Consider the following 15,671-nt stretch of genomic DNA (forward strand, 5'->3'; position numbering starts at 1 on the left):
GCTTATGGCCTCCTCATCCTGGCACCTGAGGTCGCGCTTGGCAGTGGCTGGCTGGGAGGCGACAGGGTCGTCGGTCGGGCAGCTATCCGTGACCTGTTGATCAAAGCCGCTCGTTTCACGAACGATGAACGGCAGAGACTAACTATCCATTTGCCCAGCAGAGCGATCACGCTCCGGTTGGATGAGATCGAACGATACTTCGGAACGTAACACCGCTCCGCGGCGGCTCCGAGCGCGTGCAAAGTCCGACCTAGGCGGAGAAGTTCGAAACGGACCGCGAATGTCTGGGTTGAGCTCGCCAGCCACGATAATAGCGAGTTCGACCCAGAGCCGCTCATGCGGGAAAATGAATCCCACAGAGTTTGTTGCCATCGGGATCGCGGAAATAGGCTAGTTCAATGGCCCCCATGGATGGGCTCATTCGCGGTCCCGGTGGCGCTTCAACGGACGTGCCGCCGTTTGCGATGGCGACGTCATGGAACTCCTTCACCTGCTCGGGCGAATTGCAGGAGAATGCAACGGTGCTGCCGTTCGCCACGGTCGCGGGCTCATCGTTGATAGGCTCGGTGACGATGAAGTTGGTGCCGTTCTCGTTGCGGTAGAACAGGCGCGTATGGCCGCTGCCTGCGATATTGAGGGTGGCCTCGCTCACGCCGAGGACGCTCAGCACTTCGTCGTAGAAGCGCTTGGAGCGCTCGATATCGTTGGAACCCACCATCGTATGAAACAGCATGGTCTCTCTCCTGACAGAAGGCTGCCTGATGCAAGGCGCCTGTAAGTGTCCCATAGCCGAGACAGACGTGCAGTCACGCCTCGTTCGTCATCGACGTCGCCTGAGGGTAGCAGAAAGGCGTGCGGCCAGGCGGGCGAAGCAATAGTAACCAAGCTTCGGCGTTGCCTGAAGACAAATGGCGCACGACGGTGCAGGACATCTTGGCGCGGATATCCTGCTTCGCGCAATCCAGGGATGCGACACAATGACCATGAAGAGCTTCGCGCTGCTCGGTAGCGCAATCGTCGCCTTGGGTGGATGCAGTGGCCCAAGCTCGAACGAGGCAAATGGGACAGCGGCGTCGGGTCCGGCAACGACCGCGACCCGCGTCCGCGGCGTCGTGCAATCCGTTGGTCCAAATGCTCTTGCGGTGCAGACCTATGATGGTCGTGCTGTGTCCGTGCCGCTCGACACCAAGACCGGCTTCGCATGGGTGGTCGGTTCCAGTCTGGCCACGCTGAAGGACGGCGATTTCATCGGCACGGCAACGACAGGGGCCGGAGACACAGTGCGCGCAGTCGAACTGGTCATCTTCCCGGAATCGATGCGCGGGACAGGCGAGGGTCATTATGACTGGGACGTTCCCGGCGTCGTCGCCGCGGCTGGTGGCGATGCGAGCGGATCAAGCGCCATGACCAACGGCACCGTGGAGCAACAGAGTGCCATGACTAACGGCACGGTGACAGAGGGTGCCGGCAAGTCCGGCGAGACGACGCTGACCGTCTCCTACAAGGGCGGAAAGACCAAGGTTCTCGTGCCGGCCGGCACGCCGGTGGTCCGCTTCGAGCCGACGCAGCGGTCAGTGCTGGCGAAAGGTCAGAAGGTTTTCGTCGTCACTGACGCGAGCGCGCCGGGAGCCAAGTTCGTCGCGATTGGCAAGGACGGGATCACGCCGCCCATGTAACCGCTCGCCCGGTGACGCGTCACGGCGTCGGCGGGATGGCTATTGTGTGAGGCAGCTTGGCGGCGCGTAATTCGTTCGCCAGGTCCTGCCACCGGATACCACTCCTCCCGCCGACGTCGAAGGCGCCGGGTTGACCATCGGCAATAGCTAAAGCTGCATCACCGAACATTGCCCTGAGTGCAGCCGTCATATCAAGGATGCGCCGGTAGCGACCTTCCGAGCCCGCTTCGACCGAAGCTGCAGTATCTGAGGAGAGGTCGGGCTCAGGGTTCATGATCGAGATACGGCGGGTGCAGCGGTTTCGATGCAAAGTCTGCGGGTTCGCTGGTCATGCCGTGGACCATGGCGATGTACCGTCCGCGCCGGCGCCCCGGAGTGGAGACAAGAGCGATCCACAAGGTCGAACATGCGTCCACCCATGTTGATGATCGATCGCATCATTGCAGAGACGGAAAGAGGACGTTGAACAGCATGACCACGACCCTTCGCGCTCGCCTCACGGTCCTGGCTAGCCTCTTCGCCGCTGGCTGCTCGCCGCTAGGCGTGTTCGACACGCTGGTGCCCAAAGATCGAGGTGCGGGAAGGGTCGCAACCGCCGTAGCATACGGTAACGATCCACGGCAGATGCTGGACGTTTATGCACCACGGCCTCAACCGATTGGTCGGCGGCCGGTCGTGGTGTTCTTCTATGGCGGAAGCTGGAACAGCGGATCGCGCTCAGGCTATGCCTTCGTCGGCAGAGCGTTGGCGGCAAAGGGGTTCGTTGTCGTTATCCCCGACTATAGGCTCGTGCCTACGGTTCGCTATCCATCCTTCGTGGAGGATGGCGCAGCAGCCGTGCGCTGGACCGAGGCACATGCTGCAGAGTTCGGCGGGGACCCGGCTCGGCTCGTGCTGATGGGGCATTCGGCAGGCGCCTATATCGCCGCCATGCTAGCGGTAGACGATCGTTGGCTGAAGGACGATCGGCAGGCGGTGAGAGGCTTCATAGGAATGGCTGGCCCCTATGACTTTGCTCCTTTCGATGTCGACGCCAGTCGTGCCGCATTCGGTGGGTGGCCCCGGCCCAAGGACACGCAGCCCGTCACGTGGGCCGGGACCGGAGATCCACCAGCGTTGCTGCTCGTTGGAGCGGACGACACCATTGTCCGCCCGCGTAACAGTGAAGCGCTGGGCTCAAGATTGCGTGCGGGTGGCGTTTCGGTGGACCTCCGGTCCTATCCGAAGATGGGCCATGTCGGCCTTCTCCTGGCGCTAGCGCGTCCATTTAGGAGCAGGGCACCGGTGCTCGAGGATGTCGCCAGCTTCGTACGCAAGGTAAATTGATCGTACGTCTTGGAAGGTGCTGGATACAGAGAAAATCCTCAGCCGAAAGGCAGTTTCAAAGTCGACATCCCCTCAGTCGGCGAGAATGCGGGTTCCACTCCCCTGTTGCGCTATTTGCAGCAACCTGAACGAATGTCTAAATTTTGAAAGGCGAAGGGTCACCGGGAACGTCTGCTTGTGGGTCTGTCAGCTGCGAACCTAGTGGCGGCTGTCGACCAGTTCATGCCGTTCTATGGCCGGCGAAGGAACGGCTGATCACGCTGGAATCGCTCTTTGCATGCAATTAGCGGCTGGACAGCTCTGCAGTGACCAGCGCAGTCATCAATTTCACACGCTTTCCCAGCGCGTGGCGGTCCTGGCGATAGATGCAAGCCCAAGAAAGTCTTTTGCTTGCCACATCTGCAAGCTGCGCCGGGGTCATGGAGTACCATCGGACGTTCGGGTCAATGTTCCCTTGCTTGCCATTACCATCCTTGGCGTTGCAGTCGCGGCAGAAAATAACGGGTTTGAAGCGGACGAGGTGATGGCCTCCATCAAAACGAATGGCCAAGACCCGTTGGTAGAACTTGGGCCCGTGTTCACGGCACCACTCGCTGAACTCGCTCTCGAGTGAGTCGTCCGCTGTTCTGCCCATAAGCGCCTGCTTCAGCTGAGAGTGAGCGAGGTCGAGAATATGGTCATGGTGGGTTATCCGCCAGAGTTTCGGTTCATCACACCCACAAGGAGCAGCAGGCGCAGAACGCGCAAGACCGCTGAGATTTACGCCAAGTCTCGTCAGGTTCGCCATGGAAAGAAGGTAACGCTAAGAAATTACTGATTTCTTGTGAATACGGCCTCCAATGCCTTGAGAATAGGCGATTTAGGCAGAAACCCGACATTCACGACCATTTAGTAAACGACGGCAAAGTCTCACTTCTTGCCATTTCCGCCATGGCTGGTCGAAGTGTTGGGCGAACATGAATGAGCGTCCGAAGTTGGGGAGCGCGAAACAACCGCCGAACGTCGTGTTGTGGGTCAAGCGAGAGTTCTAGGGGATTGAGGCGCGCCAATTTTCGGCGCTCGTTGATTGCACGTTGCAGCGCGGCTCAGCGCGGGCAGAGGTCGTAGAGGCGCTGTCGCTGGGCACGGTTCATCTGCTCGCGCCGGCCCCACGCTCGGGCGCATTCATCGGCACGTGCGAGAGTAGCCTTCTGCCCCCGTTTACGGGCTCGGGCTCTATCGGCATGACCCTCCATCGTGCCTTGGATCAACGCACCTTGCGCAACGGTCCCGAGATCGATGGCCGGTGCTAAGTCCTGAGCAGCGACTGGCACAGCAAGCGCCATCCCAATTGCGACCGCAGCAGAGTGCCAGAGCTTCATCTTGTTCCCCATGACCGTTGGCGGCAGCGCCCAAGCCAGCTCTGCTGTACAAACGGCTAAACCATCTCGGCGGATCCAAATCCGCTGGTCGGCATAGTACAACAGCAACCTTTTTAGCGAGATGAACAAGGGGCCGAAATTGGGGTCGGCGAAGAGCGCGCAAATGTCGTTTTGTGGGTCATTGCGACCGCAAAGCTGCCAGTCGGCTAAGGCCCAATAGCCGACGCTCGCCAGCGCGCATTTTCGGCGGTAACAACGGCGATATTCGCGTTTGGGAGTCGCCGTGATCAAGAGCTTCCGTTCAATAAGCGGAGAACCGCGCCTGTTCGCGGCGATTGCCTTTACGCAGGTGCTTGTCGTGATCGCTGGGTTCGGTTTGGAACCCATCCGCGGCCGCACAAATTACAGTGCGTTGCCACTCACGGTCTACCTGCATGCTACCATCGGCTTAGCCTGGTGCGTTTTGGCGGTCATGCAGCCATGGCTGATCGGCACGCGACAGCGCGAGCTGCACCGGACGTTTGGTTGGATCGGCGCGTTTATCGCGGTCGCCCTGGTGACGACCGGGATCTGGACAACCTTTGGCTCGATTGCCGGTGGCCGCCAGTCAGAACCCGCCTTTACGATCGTGACAAACATCGGCGGATTGATCCCGTTTGCTCTCTTGGTGGTGTTGGCAATCCGTGTGCGGCGGCGCAGCGACTGGCATCGTCGGCTTCTGGCGTGCGCCACGATCATCGCGGTCGCTCCCGCTTGGGCTCGGATCGTGCCGATGGAACAGCTTGGGCCGATCGGTCTGCTGCTGATGGAGGCGGGAATGCTCGCGCCGGTCTTCTGGAGCGCGGTTCACGAACGACGAACGCAGGGGAGTATCCATGTGGCCTGGTACTGGGGCGCAGCGGCAATCCTCTCGCCACTGTTCATGGTGCCGATCGCATTCGTGCCGGGGTTTGCAAACTGGGCGAACGGGTTCGCCCCCGCCGTGAAACCTTGACGATCGACCGTCTGAAGGGGTCTTCCCACGTTGGCTTAGGGACCGACCACATGGATGATCCGGCGCATCTTGGTTGAGGGCCTTGTCGGGGGGCTTGGTGCGGTGCTGCGCTCCAATGGCATGTTGGAGCGCTAGCAGGGGTGACGATTTGTAACTTTATGACCGTTTTCCACCCGATGGCGGTCGTTCGAATGGCAATTTACGGTTGCCGAAAGCTGTCGTCGCTGGACATGAACGAACGTCCGAAGCTGGGTGGTTGCAAACTGCGGGGCGAACGACGGGTTGTGGGTCGTCGCAGCCCCTTCGCAACGATCAAGGACTTGCGGCCTAATTGTCCGGTCTTGCGGGCGCTGCTGCACCAGTGCGGCCGGGATGGATGCGACAAGCATCGTCCCCGGCCTGAGGCTCAAACGGTGCGAACTGTGCCGCCGTCGATGATGAACTCGGCACCATGGATCGCAGCGGCGCGATCTGAGGCGAGATAGGCGATCAGATCAGCGACCTCGTGCGGTTCGGCCGCCCGCCCAATCGGAATGCCGCCCAAGCCATCGAGCACCAGTTGCCGCGCATCCTCAATTGTGCCGCCATTTGCAGCCTGAAGACGTTCAAGAAAGTCGATCGCAGCCTCGGTTGCGATCCAGCCGGGCGAGACGGCGTTGACCCGCACGCCCTTAGGGCCGAGCTCCTTGGAGATGGACTTGCTGTAGGTCCTGAGCGCGGCTTTGGCAGCGGCGTAAGCGGTAGTCGAATCCGGCAGGGGCAGGATCGCCTGGATCGAGGTGACGTGTACAACTGTGCCGGCACCCCGATCGATCATCTGCGGGACGAGGAGGCGATCGAGCCGGACGGTGGCAAGCAGGTTGAGGTTCAATTCGGCAAGCCAGTGCTCGTCCGTGAGCGCAACGAACCCGCCACCGGGCGATGTCGATCCGCCGACCACATGAGCGATGATATCGACCCCGCCCATCCTGTCGAGTGCAGCATTGGCAAGTGCTACACTGCCGTCGACGGTGGTGAGATCTGCTTGCACGAAGATTGCGTCAGCGATTGGTTTGGCGTCGCCCCTGGCGGCTGTGATGACCTGCGCTCCTCCTTGCAGGAAGCGCGTGACGGTCGCGCGACCCAAGCCCTTGGTCCCACCGCTAACAAGCACCCGCTTGCCGGCGAACTCACTCGCATCGATCGCGGCGGTCACAGCGTGATCTCCAACGCCTTGATCGCATCGCCTTCGAGCGTGAAGGTATAGGTGAAGCGGAGAGGGCTGCTCGAGAAGTCACCATGCGCCGGCCCCTCGACCACCACTTTGCCGTTTTCGTGGCGGACCGCGTCCGGCGTGAAGATCGCCTTCACCGGAATAACCTCCTCTTGGAACAGGGTTCGCAATTCAACCTGCCCCTCAAATTGCTTGCCGATGCCCGCGTCGAAAACGACCGCGTCGGGCGCGAAGGGCTGCACCATTCCGTCCAGATCCAGACGGGCGTTCGCCGCGATATAATCGGCGATAGGCTTGGGTAGTTCGATCATCATTGCTCGGCTCCTTGACGGTACGAGCACAATCTAGCGATACGATTGCCAATGATAATCGATACAGAGCGACATCTTACGTCGCGGAAAACAGGATAATGGCCGGTGATGGTCTCAGCGAATTTGACGCGGTCCTCGCAATCGAGCGGCGAGGATCGTTCCGCGCTGCCGCGCTGGAACTCGGGCTGTCAGCGACGGCTCTGAGCAACCTGATCGCCAAGCTCGAGCGTCGTGTCGGCGTCCGTCTGTTCAACCGCACGACCCGCAGCGTCTCGCTCACAGATGCAGGACAGACCTTCGTCGAACAGATCAGGCCCGCGGTCAGGACCTTGCACGAGGCGATGAGCCTTGCCCGCTCACAGCTGGAGACGCCGTCCGGCACAATCCGCATCAATGCCTTTGCGGCGGGTGCGCGAGAGGTCCTGCGCCCGCTTCTGCTCAAATTCCTTCGGCGCTATCCTCAGGTTCATATCGACCTCGTCACTGAGGGGCGGATCGTGGACATCGTCGAGGCGGGCTTTGATCTCGGCCTGAGAAGCGCTGATCTCGTGCCGAGCGACATGATCGCCATCCCGGTCGGCCGCCCGCGTAGCTTCGCTGTGGTCGGGTCACCGACTTACTTCGAGATCAATGGCGAGCCCCGTGTACCCCCCGATTTGATGCGGCATGCCTGCCTGCGCATCCGGCTCCCGAACGGCGCACTGCATCGCTGGCAATTTCAGAAGGATGGAGAGCCGCTTCAAGTTGACGTCAACGGCCCGATGACGCTCGACGAAGCGAGCCTTGCCCGGATGGCGGTGCTGGATCACGTCGGAGTCGGATACTTCATGACCTCCGATGTGTCCGAGGACATCGAAGCGGGCCGACTGGTTCGTGTGCTGCAGGAGTGGACGCCTCCACTGGCGCGCCTGAGCCTCTATTATCCGAGCCGGCGCAACTCCTCAGCCGCGTTCAAGGCGTTAATCGACATGGCCCGTGACGTCGGCTGAGGAACAACAAGTATGTGGCTGCACGCGCGCCAACGAACGGATACCTGGTTTCTAGATGCGCGACTGGATGGCTGGGACTGGGTCAGAGTGTGACGACGACCTTGCCGATTTGCTCGTTGGATTCCAGAAAACGGTGAGCGTCCTGGATGTCGGCAAAGGCAAAGGTACGTGCGATCAGGGGCTTGAGGGCGCCCGACGCCAAACCGTTTGTGATGAAGGTCTTGGCGCGTCCGAGAATCGCATCGTCGGACACGACTTCGGTGTAGAGGTAGCCCTTCAGCGTCAGGCTCTTGCTCAGGACGGTAAGCAACGGGAACGGCGTGGGTTCCGCACTGAGCACGCCATATTCGAGCAGAATTCCACCTCGTGCCATGCTGGCCGTCAAAGGTCCGAAAGAGGGCCCACCGACCGGGTCAAACACGACCCGAGCGCCAATGCCATCCGTGATCTCAAGAACCCTCGCAACGAGGTCCTCTTCATCCGTCACCACGACATGGTCGGCGCCGGCCTCAAGAAGCGCCTGGCGCTTGGCGCCGGTTCGCGTCGTCGCAATGACTGTCGCGCCAACGATATTCGCGATCTGGAACGCTGCGATGCCGACACTGCTGGACGCCGCGGAGATGATGACCGCCTCGTCCTGAGATAGCTTTGCCTGCTCGATCAGAGCACCCCAAGCTGTGACATACGGCATCCAAACCGCTGCGGCTTCCTCGAAGGACAAGCTCTCCGGATGCCTTACGACCAAGCGCGATGGCACATTGACCAGTTCGCCGTAGGTGCCACCGTTAGTGATGTCCAAAGAGGGGATGACGCTGACCACATCACCGATGGCGAAGCCCTTGACCGATGCTCCGACCGTCTCAACGACACCCGAAGCCTCGTAGCCCAGGCGGCTTGGGAAGCGCGCTTCCTGCAGATAGGTGTGAGTGCGGAACATGACCTCGGCACGGTTGATGCCGATCGCCTTGACCTTGATCTGAACCTCGTTGGCAGCGGGCGACGGGACGTCCACGTCATCAATCCGGAGAACGCTGGCATCACCGTATTCGTGGATTCGGACTACTCGGCTCATCAGATATCTCCATGCGGGTCGCTTTAAGGAGCGCCTGCTCCAGAAATCCCTAAGAGACGTTTGATCCAGCGTCAACGTAATATGGAGGGCCCACTCCTATTTACATCGGCCATGTTGTCACAGCTGTTTCCTGCTCTCCTTGTCTCACCCAGCTGTAAATGAAGCTGGCACATGCCCAGACCCATCCTCACTAAAAGCTTGTCGTTCCGTTCCTTTGGAGCCTTAACTCCAAAATTGCTTGACGACTGCCCTGATCAAAAGCAGAGCAATTTATGGAGTAGCCACTCCACTAATTTGTCCTGCCGAGTAAGCACTTTGTAGTGAGGATCACGTCATGCCATTTTTCAACGTCCACGTTCCCAAGGACCTGTTTTCTCTGGATCAGCGCAAGGCGATCGCGGATTCCCTCGCGCACTCCCTCCAGGACAGCTTTGGCCTGCCACCCGAGGACAAGTTCGTCGTGATCAACGAGCATGCCGAAGGCTTCATGTTCATGCATCCCACGTACAAGGATGTGGAGCGTTCGGCGGGTGCGATCGTCATCTCCGTTCACATCCCGGCATCACGTCCGATGTCGGAAAAGCGAAAGCTGTTGAAGGAGATCGTCCAGCGCCTCCACCTCGCTGTTGGCATCAGACCGGACGATGTATTCGTGACCCTTATTCCATTGCCGTCGGAGAACTTCTCGTTCGGCAAAGGCTTCAGTCCGTTTGACAAGGGCGACGACTAGGCCGGCCCGCCGGGCCACGCCTCTAGCGCCATCATTCCGGTCTTCTCGAGTATCACACGATCGGCGCCATCACGCGCACGAACCGCCATGCCCCTGAATACTGTTTCATAGAAGTCTGCGACCTGGGCGACGTCGGTACCGCTCGGCATGTCGCCGTTCCGGACACCCTCGTTCAGGCGCTCTACCATTAGTGCTCGCGATCGGCCTCTGATCTCACGCATGAAGTCGCTGAGGTTGGCACGTTCGGGGGCATCGTGGAGCCCGGCCAGAGAGATCATGCAGCCCGCAGGACCGGTATCGTCCGTGTAGGCCGCCGCTGTAGCCATCATTAGTCGCGCAAACGCGTCTCTTGCTGAACCTTCTCCGGCCAGCGCCGCGGGAAAGAAGCCGCCGGGCCCTGTGAGGTATGCTCCGACGGCTTCCCGATAGAGGGCCTCCTTGTTGCCGAAGGCGTTGTAGAAGCTCGAGGGGCTGACCCCCATAGCGGCAATCAATTCGTCGAAGGTCGCACCCTCGTAACCCCTCTGCCAGAATACGCGCATTGCCCGGTCGAGCGCCGCCGCCCGGTCGAACAGCCGTGGACGGCCGCGCCCACGAGAGGCTTGCGTCTCACCCTTGATCGTCATCGTGCTTCTTCTCCTAACCTGCGGCTTGAAGCGACGTCGTCCATGCTTCCAACCCGCCAGCTACCATATTCGTAGCGGTAGCTCCACTTTCATGTTGACGTCCAAGATCGAGAGGACCAGAGCGGCCTTATGGAGCTACCGCTCCACTAAATAAATGCCGCGGCCTTGCTGCTCGACCAAAGGACCATCCTGATGAAAGCGATCCAAATTTCTGCCTTCGGCGAGCCTCGTGATGTGCTGCGATGGGCAGACTTTCCTGAACCGCCCGCTCCCGCTTTGAACGAGGTGCTCGTTCAGCTTGAGGCGTCTCCGTTCAATCCTCACGACATCTATGTGATCAAGGGCGGCTTTCCCGTCCTGCCAACGGTGCCGGGGCCGGTCGGCAACGAGGGGGTCGGCCGCGTCATCGGCTTGGGTGAAAACGTCAATCATCTCGCCATTGGAGACCGGGTGCTTCTGCCAACCTTTACCTGGCTCTGGCGCGAGCGGATGACAGTCTCCGCGGCGGGCCTATTCGCCTTGCCGGAGGCCGACCTGCACCAGCTTTCGATGCTCGGCATCAATCCCCCCACGGCAGCCCTTCTGCTTAGCGAATACACGACCTTGGAACCGGGTGATTGGGTTGTCCAGAACGCCGCCAACTCGGGCGTAGGCCGGGCCGTGATCAGCATCGCTAAGGCTCGGGGCTACAAGACGCTCAACATCGTACGCCGCCCCGAACTGGTCGACGAACTGCAGGCTGCTGGCGCCGATGTGGTCCTGGTTACAAGCGACGGGACCAAGGCGGAAGCCGAGAAGGCGGTTGACGGTGGCCGGATCGGTCTTGGCATTGACTCCGTCGGCGGTAAGGCAATCGGCGTGCTTGCCGACATCGTCTCGCCCCGCGCTGCAATCGTTGCCTACTCCATCCTCGACAGCGCGACGATGTCGATCCCCGCATGGTCGCCCATTTTCAAACAAGTCACCGTCCACGGCTTCTTCCTCGGCAACCCGGACTCGGCCGCTGCGGCGCCCGCGGCCGTCAGGGACGTACTGCCGCTCGTCGTAAATGGGGCCCTGCATACGCCGGTCAGCGGTGTTTATCCGCCATCCGCCATCGTGGAGGCAGCCATCCACGCCGAGCGCGGCGGCAAGGTCATCCTCGACTTCACTGCAGAGTAACAGTCCACCGCCGCTCCATTGACGATCTCGTCGACGGAGCGGCCTTTGACTGCCTCGATCTCGAACCAGTGTTCGGGAAGAGCGATAGGCTCAACACGGCACTCCAATAAAGCCAGGCAAAGCTCCTATGACCGCTCATGTCCTCATCGATCTCACCGTCCATGACCTACCTGCAATGACCGAATACGAGGGCGCAGCGATCGCGCTTGCCGCGCAATTCGGCGGCAAACCGCTTGCGAAAGAACTCCACCCGGAAACCGTCGAGGGACGCTGGTCTCCGACCTGGCTCGTCGTGCTAGAATTTCCGAGCCGCCAAGCCGTCCGCGACTTCTACAACGCGCCCGAGTATCAACCGCTTAAGGCCATGCGAAACGCGGCGGCGACCTCCAATGGCCTCATCGTTGTCGGAGAATAGCGAGACACAGCTATCGGACCGCCGGCCTTTGCTCCGCACATGACAGCATAGCATCCAGCGCTGACGAGCGACGCGGCAAGCATGAATGAATGGCTGAAGTTGGCGAGCCCAAAGCAGGCCGCAAATGACTGGTTATGGGTCTCATTGGCCGCCGTGACTCGGCCCAGCCCAGCAGCCCCACTCCGGCATCCGCCTGCCTGCCAGTTCGGTCCGGAAGAAGTCCCCGAACCCGATAACGTTGGTATGACGGACGTACTCGGTACTGCGCGACATGCGCAGAGCCTCGGGCACGACGAGCACGATTCCCAGCGTCGCCATGTCCTCGATCGCGTTGGCAGCGACGTTCTCGTCGACGGTGGCGAGGAACAGGTCGCCGCCAGCCATCTCGCGCTGGACCTGCTTCCATCGCTCGCGCAGCGTCGTCTTGGCACTCAGGATCAGACCGTTGGCGGCGCCCGGAACCGGTTTGACGAAGCGCGCAAGCGAGGGCAGGATGAAGTCGGGCCGCTTTTTCGCGTCCATCACGACCTGCTTTTCGAACGGTACCGCGCCGGCGGCGAGCATCGCCTCGATCTGGTGCTCGAACGAATAGCCCGCGCGTGACTTGCGCTGCTGGCTGGCGGACAGCATCAGTCGGTCGACCTCGCCGATGTTGTCGATAAGGCTGCGAATTACCGCGGTGACGGTTACGTCGCCAGGCGTGTCGCCGAGGATCGTGCGGACCAGCTCGATCGCGCGCTCGCGGCGCTGGAACTTGCGGAACAGCTCCCATTCGATCGTGCGGCTGATCTCGCGCACCGTGTCACCGGGGTTCTCGATGAGGAACGGGTCGAGCGTGGCAAGGTGATGGCCGGCGAGATACTGCTCGCGCGCCATTCGTGCGAGCACGGCGGTGGAGGGGAGCGCAGCATTGGCGGTGGCGAACTGCGCGATAGTGCCTCCCAGCCATGCCGCGGTCGCCTCGCCGGCAAAGTCGAGGATCCGCTCGCGCTCGGCGGCGAGCGCGGCCTCCGGCTCGAAGACACCGGCGACGAAGTCGGCGGGCAGGTCAAGGGTGTCGGCCAGCACCAGCGCATCATCGGAGGCGGAGTCGATGGTCAGGCACTGGAAACGGGCGGCACCGTCAACGCCATAGCGTCCGATGACGAGGAACGAGGCCGGCGATAGCGTCGCGAACGCAGCCTTCGGCACCCCCGTCAGATGTGTCTCGGGACCCTTGCTGGTGTAATGCACCAGCCGGGTCGCCTCGCGCACCTCGTCGACCTGCGGCCATTCGGTGCGGAAGAAGCATTCGCGGATGGCGGCACCACCGTCGCTGCGCGGCTTGTCGACAAGGTTGGGAAAGAAGCCGCTGTCACGCTCGCGCGGGGAAATGTAGACGCCGGCCTGATGCTTGTTAGGCAACCGCGCCCAGTCGCGGTCGTTGTTCGAAAGTTTCTTGACCAGCACGAGCGGGCACGACCGCAGAAGCGCGGCCAGCTCGACCACGCCGGGCTCCTCATGGCTTTGTGCGAACATGTCGAACTGCGCGGTCATGCGTTCTCCCCGGGGCGGTCGGTACCACGTAGCTCCAGCCGGTTGTCGCTGCCGCGCACCCAGTCCGCAAGGATATCGAGCGCGGCGCCATGATCGAGCCGCGTGCGGCCCTTCAGCGCGCATTCCCAGACGGTGGCGACACGCCAGTTCCCATTCGCCAGCGCATCTTCCGAGCGTACATCGACCGCGCGGTTCCGCGCGATCTTGGCACGCCAGAAGTCGTCACGGGTCTTTGGCCATTTGAACAGGTGGCAATCATGCCCGTGCCAGAAGCAGCCATGCGCGAACACGACCCCCCGGTGGCGCGGGAAGACGAGGTCCGGGGTACCGGGCAGGTCGCGATCGTGAAGCCGGAAGCGCAGGCCACGTGCGTGCAGCCCCCGGCGCAGCAGCAGCTCGGGTTTGGTGTTGGTGCTGCGGATGCCTGCCATCATCCGGCTGCGCACGTCAGCCGGAACGATATCAGCCATGCACGGCAACGCGCGCGCGATCAGGGCGGGTGACGACCACCGGGGCGGCACCGGTCACAGGTGCGTTGCCAAGCGCGGTTTCCAGATGCGGCTTCATCGCATCTGCGAGAAACTCGACCACCGGGACGACGACCGCATTGCCGAACTGGCGATAGGCCTGCGTGTCCGACACCTCGATGCGCCAGCGACGCTCGCCGCGGTCAAACCCCATCAGCCGTGCGCATTCCAGCGGGGTCAGACGTCGCGGGCGCTTGCCCGGCTGTGCGACAAGGATTTCCGAGCCGTCCTTGTGATAGCGCGCCGACAGCGTGCGGGTAACATCGTCGGGGCCGAACAGGCTGTAGCCAAAGCCATTGCCCTTCGCGTTATGCTTGGCCTTGTAGCCCTGCAGATAGTCCCACAGCTTTTCGCTGAGCGTATATTTGGAGTCGACGTCCTCGTGCCGCTCAAGGATGCTGCCCAGCTTCGGACCACCCGCGGGTAGCTCGAGCGCGTTCAGGTCGAAGGTGGTCGGCTCGCGAAAGCCCACGATGAAGATCCGCTCGCGGCGCTGCGGAACCCAATGCTCCGAGCTGATCACGCGCGTCTGGACGTGATAGCCAAGCTCCTTCTCGAGCGCGTTCATGATGGTCGCAAACGTGCGCCCCTTGTCATGCCGCTCGAGATTGCGGACATTCTCGAGCACGAAGGCCGCCGGGCGGTGATGCTCGATGACCTGCGCAGTGTCGAAGAACAATGTCCCCTGCGTGTCGCACAGAAAGCCATGCGGGCGACCCAGTGCGTTCTTCTTCGACACGCCTGCGATCGAGAACGGCTGGCACGGGAAACCCGCCAGCAGCACGTCGTGCACCGGGATCAGCGAAGGGTCCTCGGCGAACGGCCGAATGTCGCCGGCCAGCCGGTGATTGTCGCGAAAATTCAGCGCATATGTGTCTTGCGCGCGTTCGTCCCATTCCGAGGTGAACACGCAATGCCCGCCGATACCCTGAAACCCGATCCGCAGGCCACCGATGCCCGCGAACAGGTCGATGAAGCGAAACGATACCTCGCGCGGCGGGGCGGCGGCAACGCGTGCCGCCTCCTCAAGCGTGCGCAGCGCGAGCCGCGACGGCTTCGCGTCGCCGGAGATGTAGCGCTCGATGCTGCGGGGGGTTACGTGTATCAGTTCTGCAGCCTGAGGCCGCGTTAGCCCGGCCCGCGTAATGAGCGCAGCAATCTCTCCGTCCGTTGATCTTAGCCTGCGCATGCCATCCTTCTGTGTCGATTTACGACACCATGGCGCACCGACACCCAGAGAGCAAGCTTTGTTCTGGTCATGTTCTGGAGATTTGCTCGTTCAACATGATACAGCCAGCGTTCCCGGGATATCGACGGCATAGTCGTGCTGTGCTTCCATGAACAGGTCCACCTTGTTCCAGCCATAGAAGCTGACCGCAAACCCGCCGTCTTTCAGGACCCGGTGCATTTCGGCGAAGGCGGGCTTCAGCCAGCGGCCGTTATCGTCATTGGCAACAGTGCGGCCCTGCCGGTCGCGATAGTTGGTGACATAGGGCGGGTCGGTCAGGATCATGTCCACCGATCCGGTATCGAACGCCTGCATCACGTCGATGCAATCGCCGTTGAAGATCATGTTGCGGGGAGCGTTGGCGGTGTCGGTCATGGCCTTGTCCTTCGGTCTGGAGGTCAGCGCAGCGAATGCCGCGTCTGACCTCCTGCCCGTCGGCGAGACCGGGTGTGCAACCGGAGGGGCGTCTTCGCGGGGACCCGGCTGCACGGAACCCGCGCAGCGGG

The 15,671-nt window shown here is 61.6% G+C and carries 19 protein-coding genes; 7 read left to right on the forward strand and 12 right to left on the reverse strand.

Annotated elements, in window-relative coordinates:
- Positions 1–334: 334 nt before the first annotated feature.
- A complete protein-coding gene (locus LRA87_RS11580) occupies positions 335–733 on the reverse strand; it encodes a VOC family protein (protein WP_056533082.1) in 399 nt (132 codons plus the stop codon).
- A gap of 175 nt (positions 734–908) precedes the next feature.
- Here LRA87_RS11580 and LRA87_RS11585 point away from each other — a divergent pair, with 175 nt between their 5' ends.
- Positions 909–1,676, forward strand: coding sequence for a hypothetical protein (locus LRA87_RS11585; protein ID WP_230631617.1), 768 nt, complete (start codon positions 909–911; stop codon positions 1,674–1,676).
- A 19-nt stretch (positions 1,677–1,695) separates the two neighbouring features.
- On the opposite strand, the gene LRA87_RS11590 is transcribed toward LRA87_RS11585, so the two are convergent.
- Positions 1,696–1,950, reverse strand: coding sequence for a hypothetical protein (locus LRA87_RS11590; RefSeq protein WP_056533085.1), 255 nt, complete (start codon positions 1,948–1,950; stop codon positions 1,696–1,698).
- Between the two features lie 350 nt (positions 1,951–2,300).
- Here LRA87_RS11590 and LRA87_RS11595 point away from each other — a divergent pair, with 350 nt between their 5' ends.
- Positions 2,301–3,002 carry an alpha/beta hydrolase gene (locus tag LRA87_RS11595; protein ID WP_230631618.1) on the forward strand — a complete coding sequence of 234 codons (702 nt, stop codon included), beginning with the start codon at positions 2,301–2,303 and terminating at the stop codon, positions 3,000–3,002.
- A 283-nt stretch (positions 3,003–3,285) separates the two neighbouring features.
- On the opposite strand, the gene LRA87_RS11600 is transcribed toward LRA87_RS11595, so the two are convergent.
- Entirely contained in the window at positions 3,286–3,789 is a 504-nt protein-coding gene (locus LRA87_RS11600; protein WP_230631619.1) for a hypothetical protein, read from the reverse strand.
- Positions 3,790–4,087: 298 nt separating this feature from the next.
- Entirely contained in the window at positions 4,088–4,654 is a 567-nt protein-coding gene (locus tag LRA87_RS11605; RefSeq protein ID WP_230631620.1) for a hypothetical protein, read from the reverse strand.
- Between LRA87_RS11605 and LRA87_RS11610 the strand changes: the two genes are divergently transcribed.
- Positions 4,647–5,357, forward strand: coding sequence for a hypothetical protein (locus LRA87_RS11610; RefSeq protein ID WP_230631621.1), 711 nt, complete (start codon positions 4,647–4,649; stop codon positions 5,355–5,357). The genes LRA87_RS11605 and LRA87_RS11610 overlap by 8 nt on opposite strands.
- 406 nt (positions 5,358–5,763) lie before the next feature.
- Here LRA87_RS11610 and LRA87_RS11615 read toward each other — a convergent pair whose 3' ends face one another.
- Both LRA87_RS11615 and LRA87_RS11620 read right to left on the reverse strand, forming a co-directional pair.
- Positions 5,764–6,552: an SDR family oxidoreductase gene (locus tag LRA87_RS11615; RefSeq protein ID WP_230631622.1), complete on the reverse strand. Its 789-nt coding sequence runs from the start codon at positions 6,550–6,552 to the stop codon at positions 5,764–5,766.
- Positions 6,549–6,884: a nuclear transport factor 2 family protein gene (locus LRA87_RS11620; protein WP_230631623.1), complete on the reverse strand. Its 336-nt coding sequence runs from the start codon at positions 6,882–6,884 to the stop codon at positions 6,549–6,551. Before LRA87_RS11620 ends, LRA87_RS11615 begins: the two co-directional genes overlap by 4 nt.
- A 95-nt stretch (positions 6,885–6,979) precedes the next feature.
- Between LRA87_RS11620 and LRA87_RS11625 the strand changes: the two genes are divergently transcribed.
- Positions 6,980–7,870 (forward strand): LysR family transcriptional regulator, encoded by an 891-nt coding sequence (locus LRA87_RS11625; protein ID WP_230631624.1) that lies wholly within the window; start codon positions 6,980–6,982, stop codon positions 7,868–7,870.
- A gap of 82 nt (positions 7,871–7,952) precedes the next feature.
- Here LRA87_RS11625 and LRA87_RS11630 read toward each other — a convergent pair whose 3' ends face one another.
- Positions 7,953–8,942, reverse strand: a complete 990-nt coding sequence (locus LRA87_RS11630) for a zinc-dependent alcohol dehydrogenase family protein (protein ID WP_230631625.1) — start codon at positions 8,940–8,942, stop codon at positions 7,953–7,955.
- Positions 8,943–9,276: 334 nt separating this feature from the next.
- Here LRA87_RS11630 and LRA87_RS11635 point away from each other — a divergent pair, with 334 nt between their 5' ends.
- Positions 9,277–9,672: a tautomerase family protein gene (locus LRA87_RS11635; RefSeq protein ID WP_230631626.1), complete on the forward strand. Its 396-nt coding sequence runs from the start codon at positions 9,277–9,279 to the stop codon at positions 9,670–9,672.
- Here LRA87_RS11635 and LRA87_RS11640 read toward each other — a convergent pair.
- Entirely contained in the window at positions 9,669–10,298 is a 630-nt protein-coding gene (locus LRA87_RS11640; RefSeq protein WP_230631627.1) for a TetR/AcrR family transcriptional regulator, read from the reverse strand. The genes LRA87_RS11635 and LRA87_RS11640 overlap by 4 nt on opposite strands.
- A 192-nt stretch (positions 10,299–10,490) precedes the next feature.
- On the opposite strand from LRA87_RS11640, the gene LRA87_RS11645 reads away from it, so the two are divergent.
- Positions 10,491–11,459 (forward strand): zinc-dependent alcohol dehydrogenase family protein, encoded by a 969-nt coding sequence (locus tag LRA87_RS11645; RefSeq protein ID WP_230631628.1) that lies wholly within the window; start codon positions 10,491–10,493, stop codon positions 11,457–11,459.
- Positions 11,460–11,586: 127 nt separating this feature from the next.
- The gene (locus tag LRA87_RS11650; RefSeq protein WP_230631629.1) at positions 11,587–11,874 is read left to right on the forward strand and encodes a DUF1330 domain-containing protein; all 288 of its coding nucleotides are present in this window, start codon (positions 11,587–11,589) and stop codon (positions 11,872–11,874) included.
- Between the two features lie 141 nt (positions 11,875–12,015).
- Here the strand turns inward: LRA87_RS11650 and LRA87_RS11655 are convergent, their stop codons facing one another.
- From LRA87_RS11655 to LRA87_RS11670, 4 genes are all read right to left on the reverse strand, one after another.
- Positions 12,016–13,410 carry a type II restriction endonuclease gene (locus LRA87_RS11655; protein ID WP_230631630.1) on the reverse strand — a complete coding sequence of 465 codons (1,395 nt, stop codon included), beginning with the start codon at positions 13,408–13,410 and terminating at the stop codon, positions 12,016–12,018.
- Entirely contained in the window at positions 13,407–13,880 is a 474-nt protein-coding gene (locus tag LRA87_RS11660) for a very short patch repair endonuclease (RefSeq protein WP_230631631.1), read from the reverse strand. The genes LRA87_RS11655 and LRA87_RS11660 overlap by 4 nt, the downstream gene beginning before the upstream one ends.
- Complete coding sequence (gene dcm, locus LRA87_RS11665) at positions 13,873–15,126, reverse strand: DNA (cytosine-5-)-methyltransferase (RefSeq protein ID WP_230631632.1); 1,254 nt, start codon at positions 15,124–15,126, stop codon at positions 13,873–13,875. The genes LRA87_RS11660 and dcm overlap by 8 nt, the downstream gene beginning before the upstream one ends.
- Positions 15,127–15,216: 90 nt before the next feature.
- Positions 15,217–15,540, reverse strand: coding sequence for a DNA methyltransferase (locus LRA87_RS11670; protein WP_230631633.1), 324 nt, complete (start codon positions 15,538–15,540; stop codon positions 15,217–15,219).
- Between the last annotated feature and the right edge of the window lie 131 nt (positions 15,541–15,671).

This window comes from Sphingomonas sp. Leaf37 (assembly GCF_920939475.1).
Classification (GTDB): Bacteria; Pseudomonadota; Alphaproteobacteria; order Sphingomonadales; family Sphingomonadaceae; genus Sphingomonas.

What these genes read in the sequence shown, in the direction of transcription:
- LRA87_RS11580 (WP_056533082.1), bottom strand. Translation starts at nt 733, where the DNA reads ATGCTGTTTCATACGATGGTGGGTTCCAACGATATCGAGCGCTCCAAG.
- LRA87_RS11585 (WP_230631617.1), top strand. Translation starts at nt 909, where the DNA reads ATGGCGCACGACGGTGCAGGACATCTTGGCGCGGATATCCTGCTTCGC.
- LRA87_RS11590 (WP_056533085.1), bottom strand. Translation starts at nt 1,950, where the DNA reads ATGAACCCTGAGCCCGACCTCTCCTCAGATACTGCAGCTTCGGTCGAA.
- LRA87_RS11595 (WP_230631618.1), top strand. Translation starts at nt 2,301, where the DNA reads ATGCTGGACGTTTATGCACCACGGCCTCAACCGATTGGTCGGCGGCCG.
- LRA87_RS11600 (WP_230631619.1), bottom strand. Translation starts at nt 3,789, where the DNA reads ATGGCGAACCTGACGAGACTTGGCGTAAATCTCAGCGGTCTTGCGCGT.
- LRA87_RS11620 (WP_230631623.1), bottom strand. Translation starts at nt 6,884, where the DNA reads ATGATGATCGAACTACCCAAGCCTATCGCCGATTATATCGCGGCGAAC.
- LRA87_RS11625 (WP_230631624.1), top strand. Translation starts at nt 6,980, where the DNA reads ATGGCCGGTGATGGTCTCAGCGAATTTGACGCGGTCCTCGCAATCGAG.
- LRA87_RS11630 (WP_230631625.1), bottom strand. Translation starts at nt 8,942, where the DNA reads ATGAGCCGAGTAGTCCGAATCCACGAATACGGTGATGCCAGCGTTCTC.
- LRA87_RS11635 (WP_230631626.1), top strand. Translation starts at nt 9,277, where the DNA reads ATGCCATTTTTCAACGTCCACGTTCCCAAGGACCTGTTTTCTCTGGAT.
- LRA87_RS11640 (WP_230631627.1), bottom strand. Translation starts at nt 10,298, where the DNA reads ATGACGATCAAGGGTGAGACGCAAGCCTCTCGTGGGCGCGGCCGTCCA.
- LRA87_RS11645 (WP_230631628.1), top strand. Translation starts at nt 10,491, where the DNA reads ATGAAAGCGATCCAAATTTCTGCCTTCGGCGAGCCTCGTGATGTGCTG.
- LRA87_RS11650 (WP_230631629.1), top strand. Translation starts at nt 11,587, where the DNA reads ATGACCGCTCATGTCCTCATCGATCTCACCGTCCATGACCTACCTGCA.
- LRA87_RS11655 (WP_230631630.1), bottom strand. Translation starts at nt 13,410, where the DNA reads ATGACCGCGCAGTTCGACATGTTCGCACAAAGCCATGAGGAGCCCGGC.
- LRA87_RS11660 (WP_230631631.1), bottom strand. Translation starts at nt 13,880, where the DNA reads ATGGCTGATATCGTTCCGGCTGACGTGCGCAGCCGGATGATGGCAGGC.
- dcm (WP_230631632.1), bottom strand. Translation starts at nt 15,126, where the DNA reads ATGCGCAGGCTAAGATCAACGGACGGAGAGATTGCTGCGCTCATTACG.
- LRA87_RS11670 (WP_230631633.1), bottom strand. Translation starts at nt 15,540, where the DNA reads ATGACCGACACCGCCAACGCTCCCCGCAACATGATCTTCAACGGCGAT.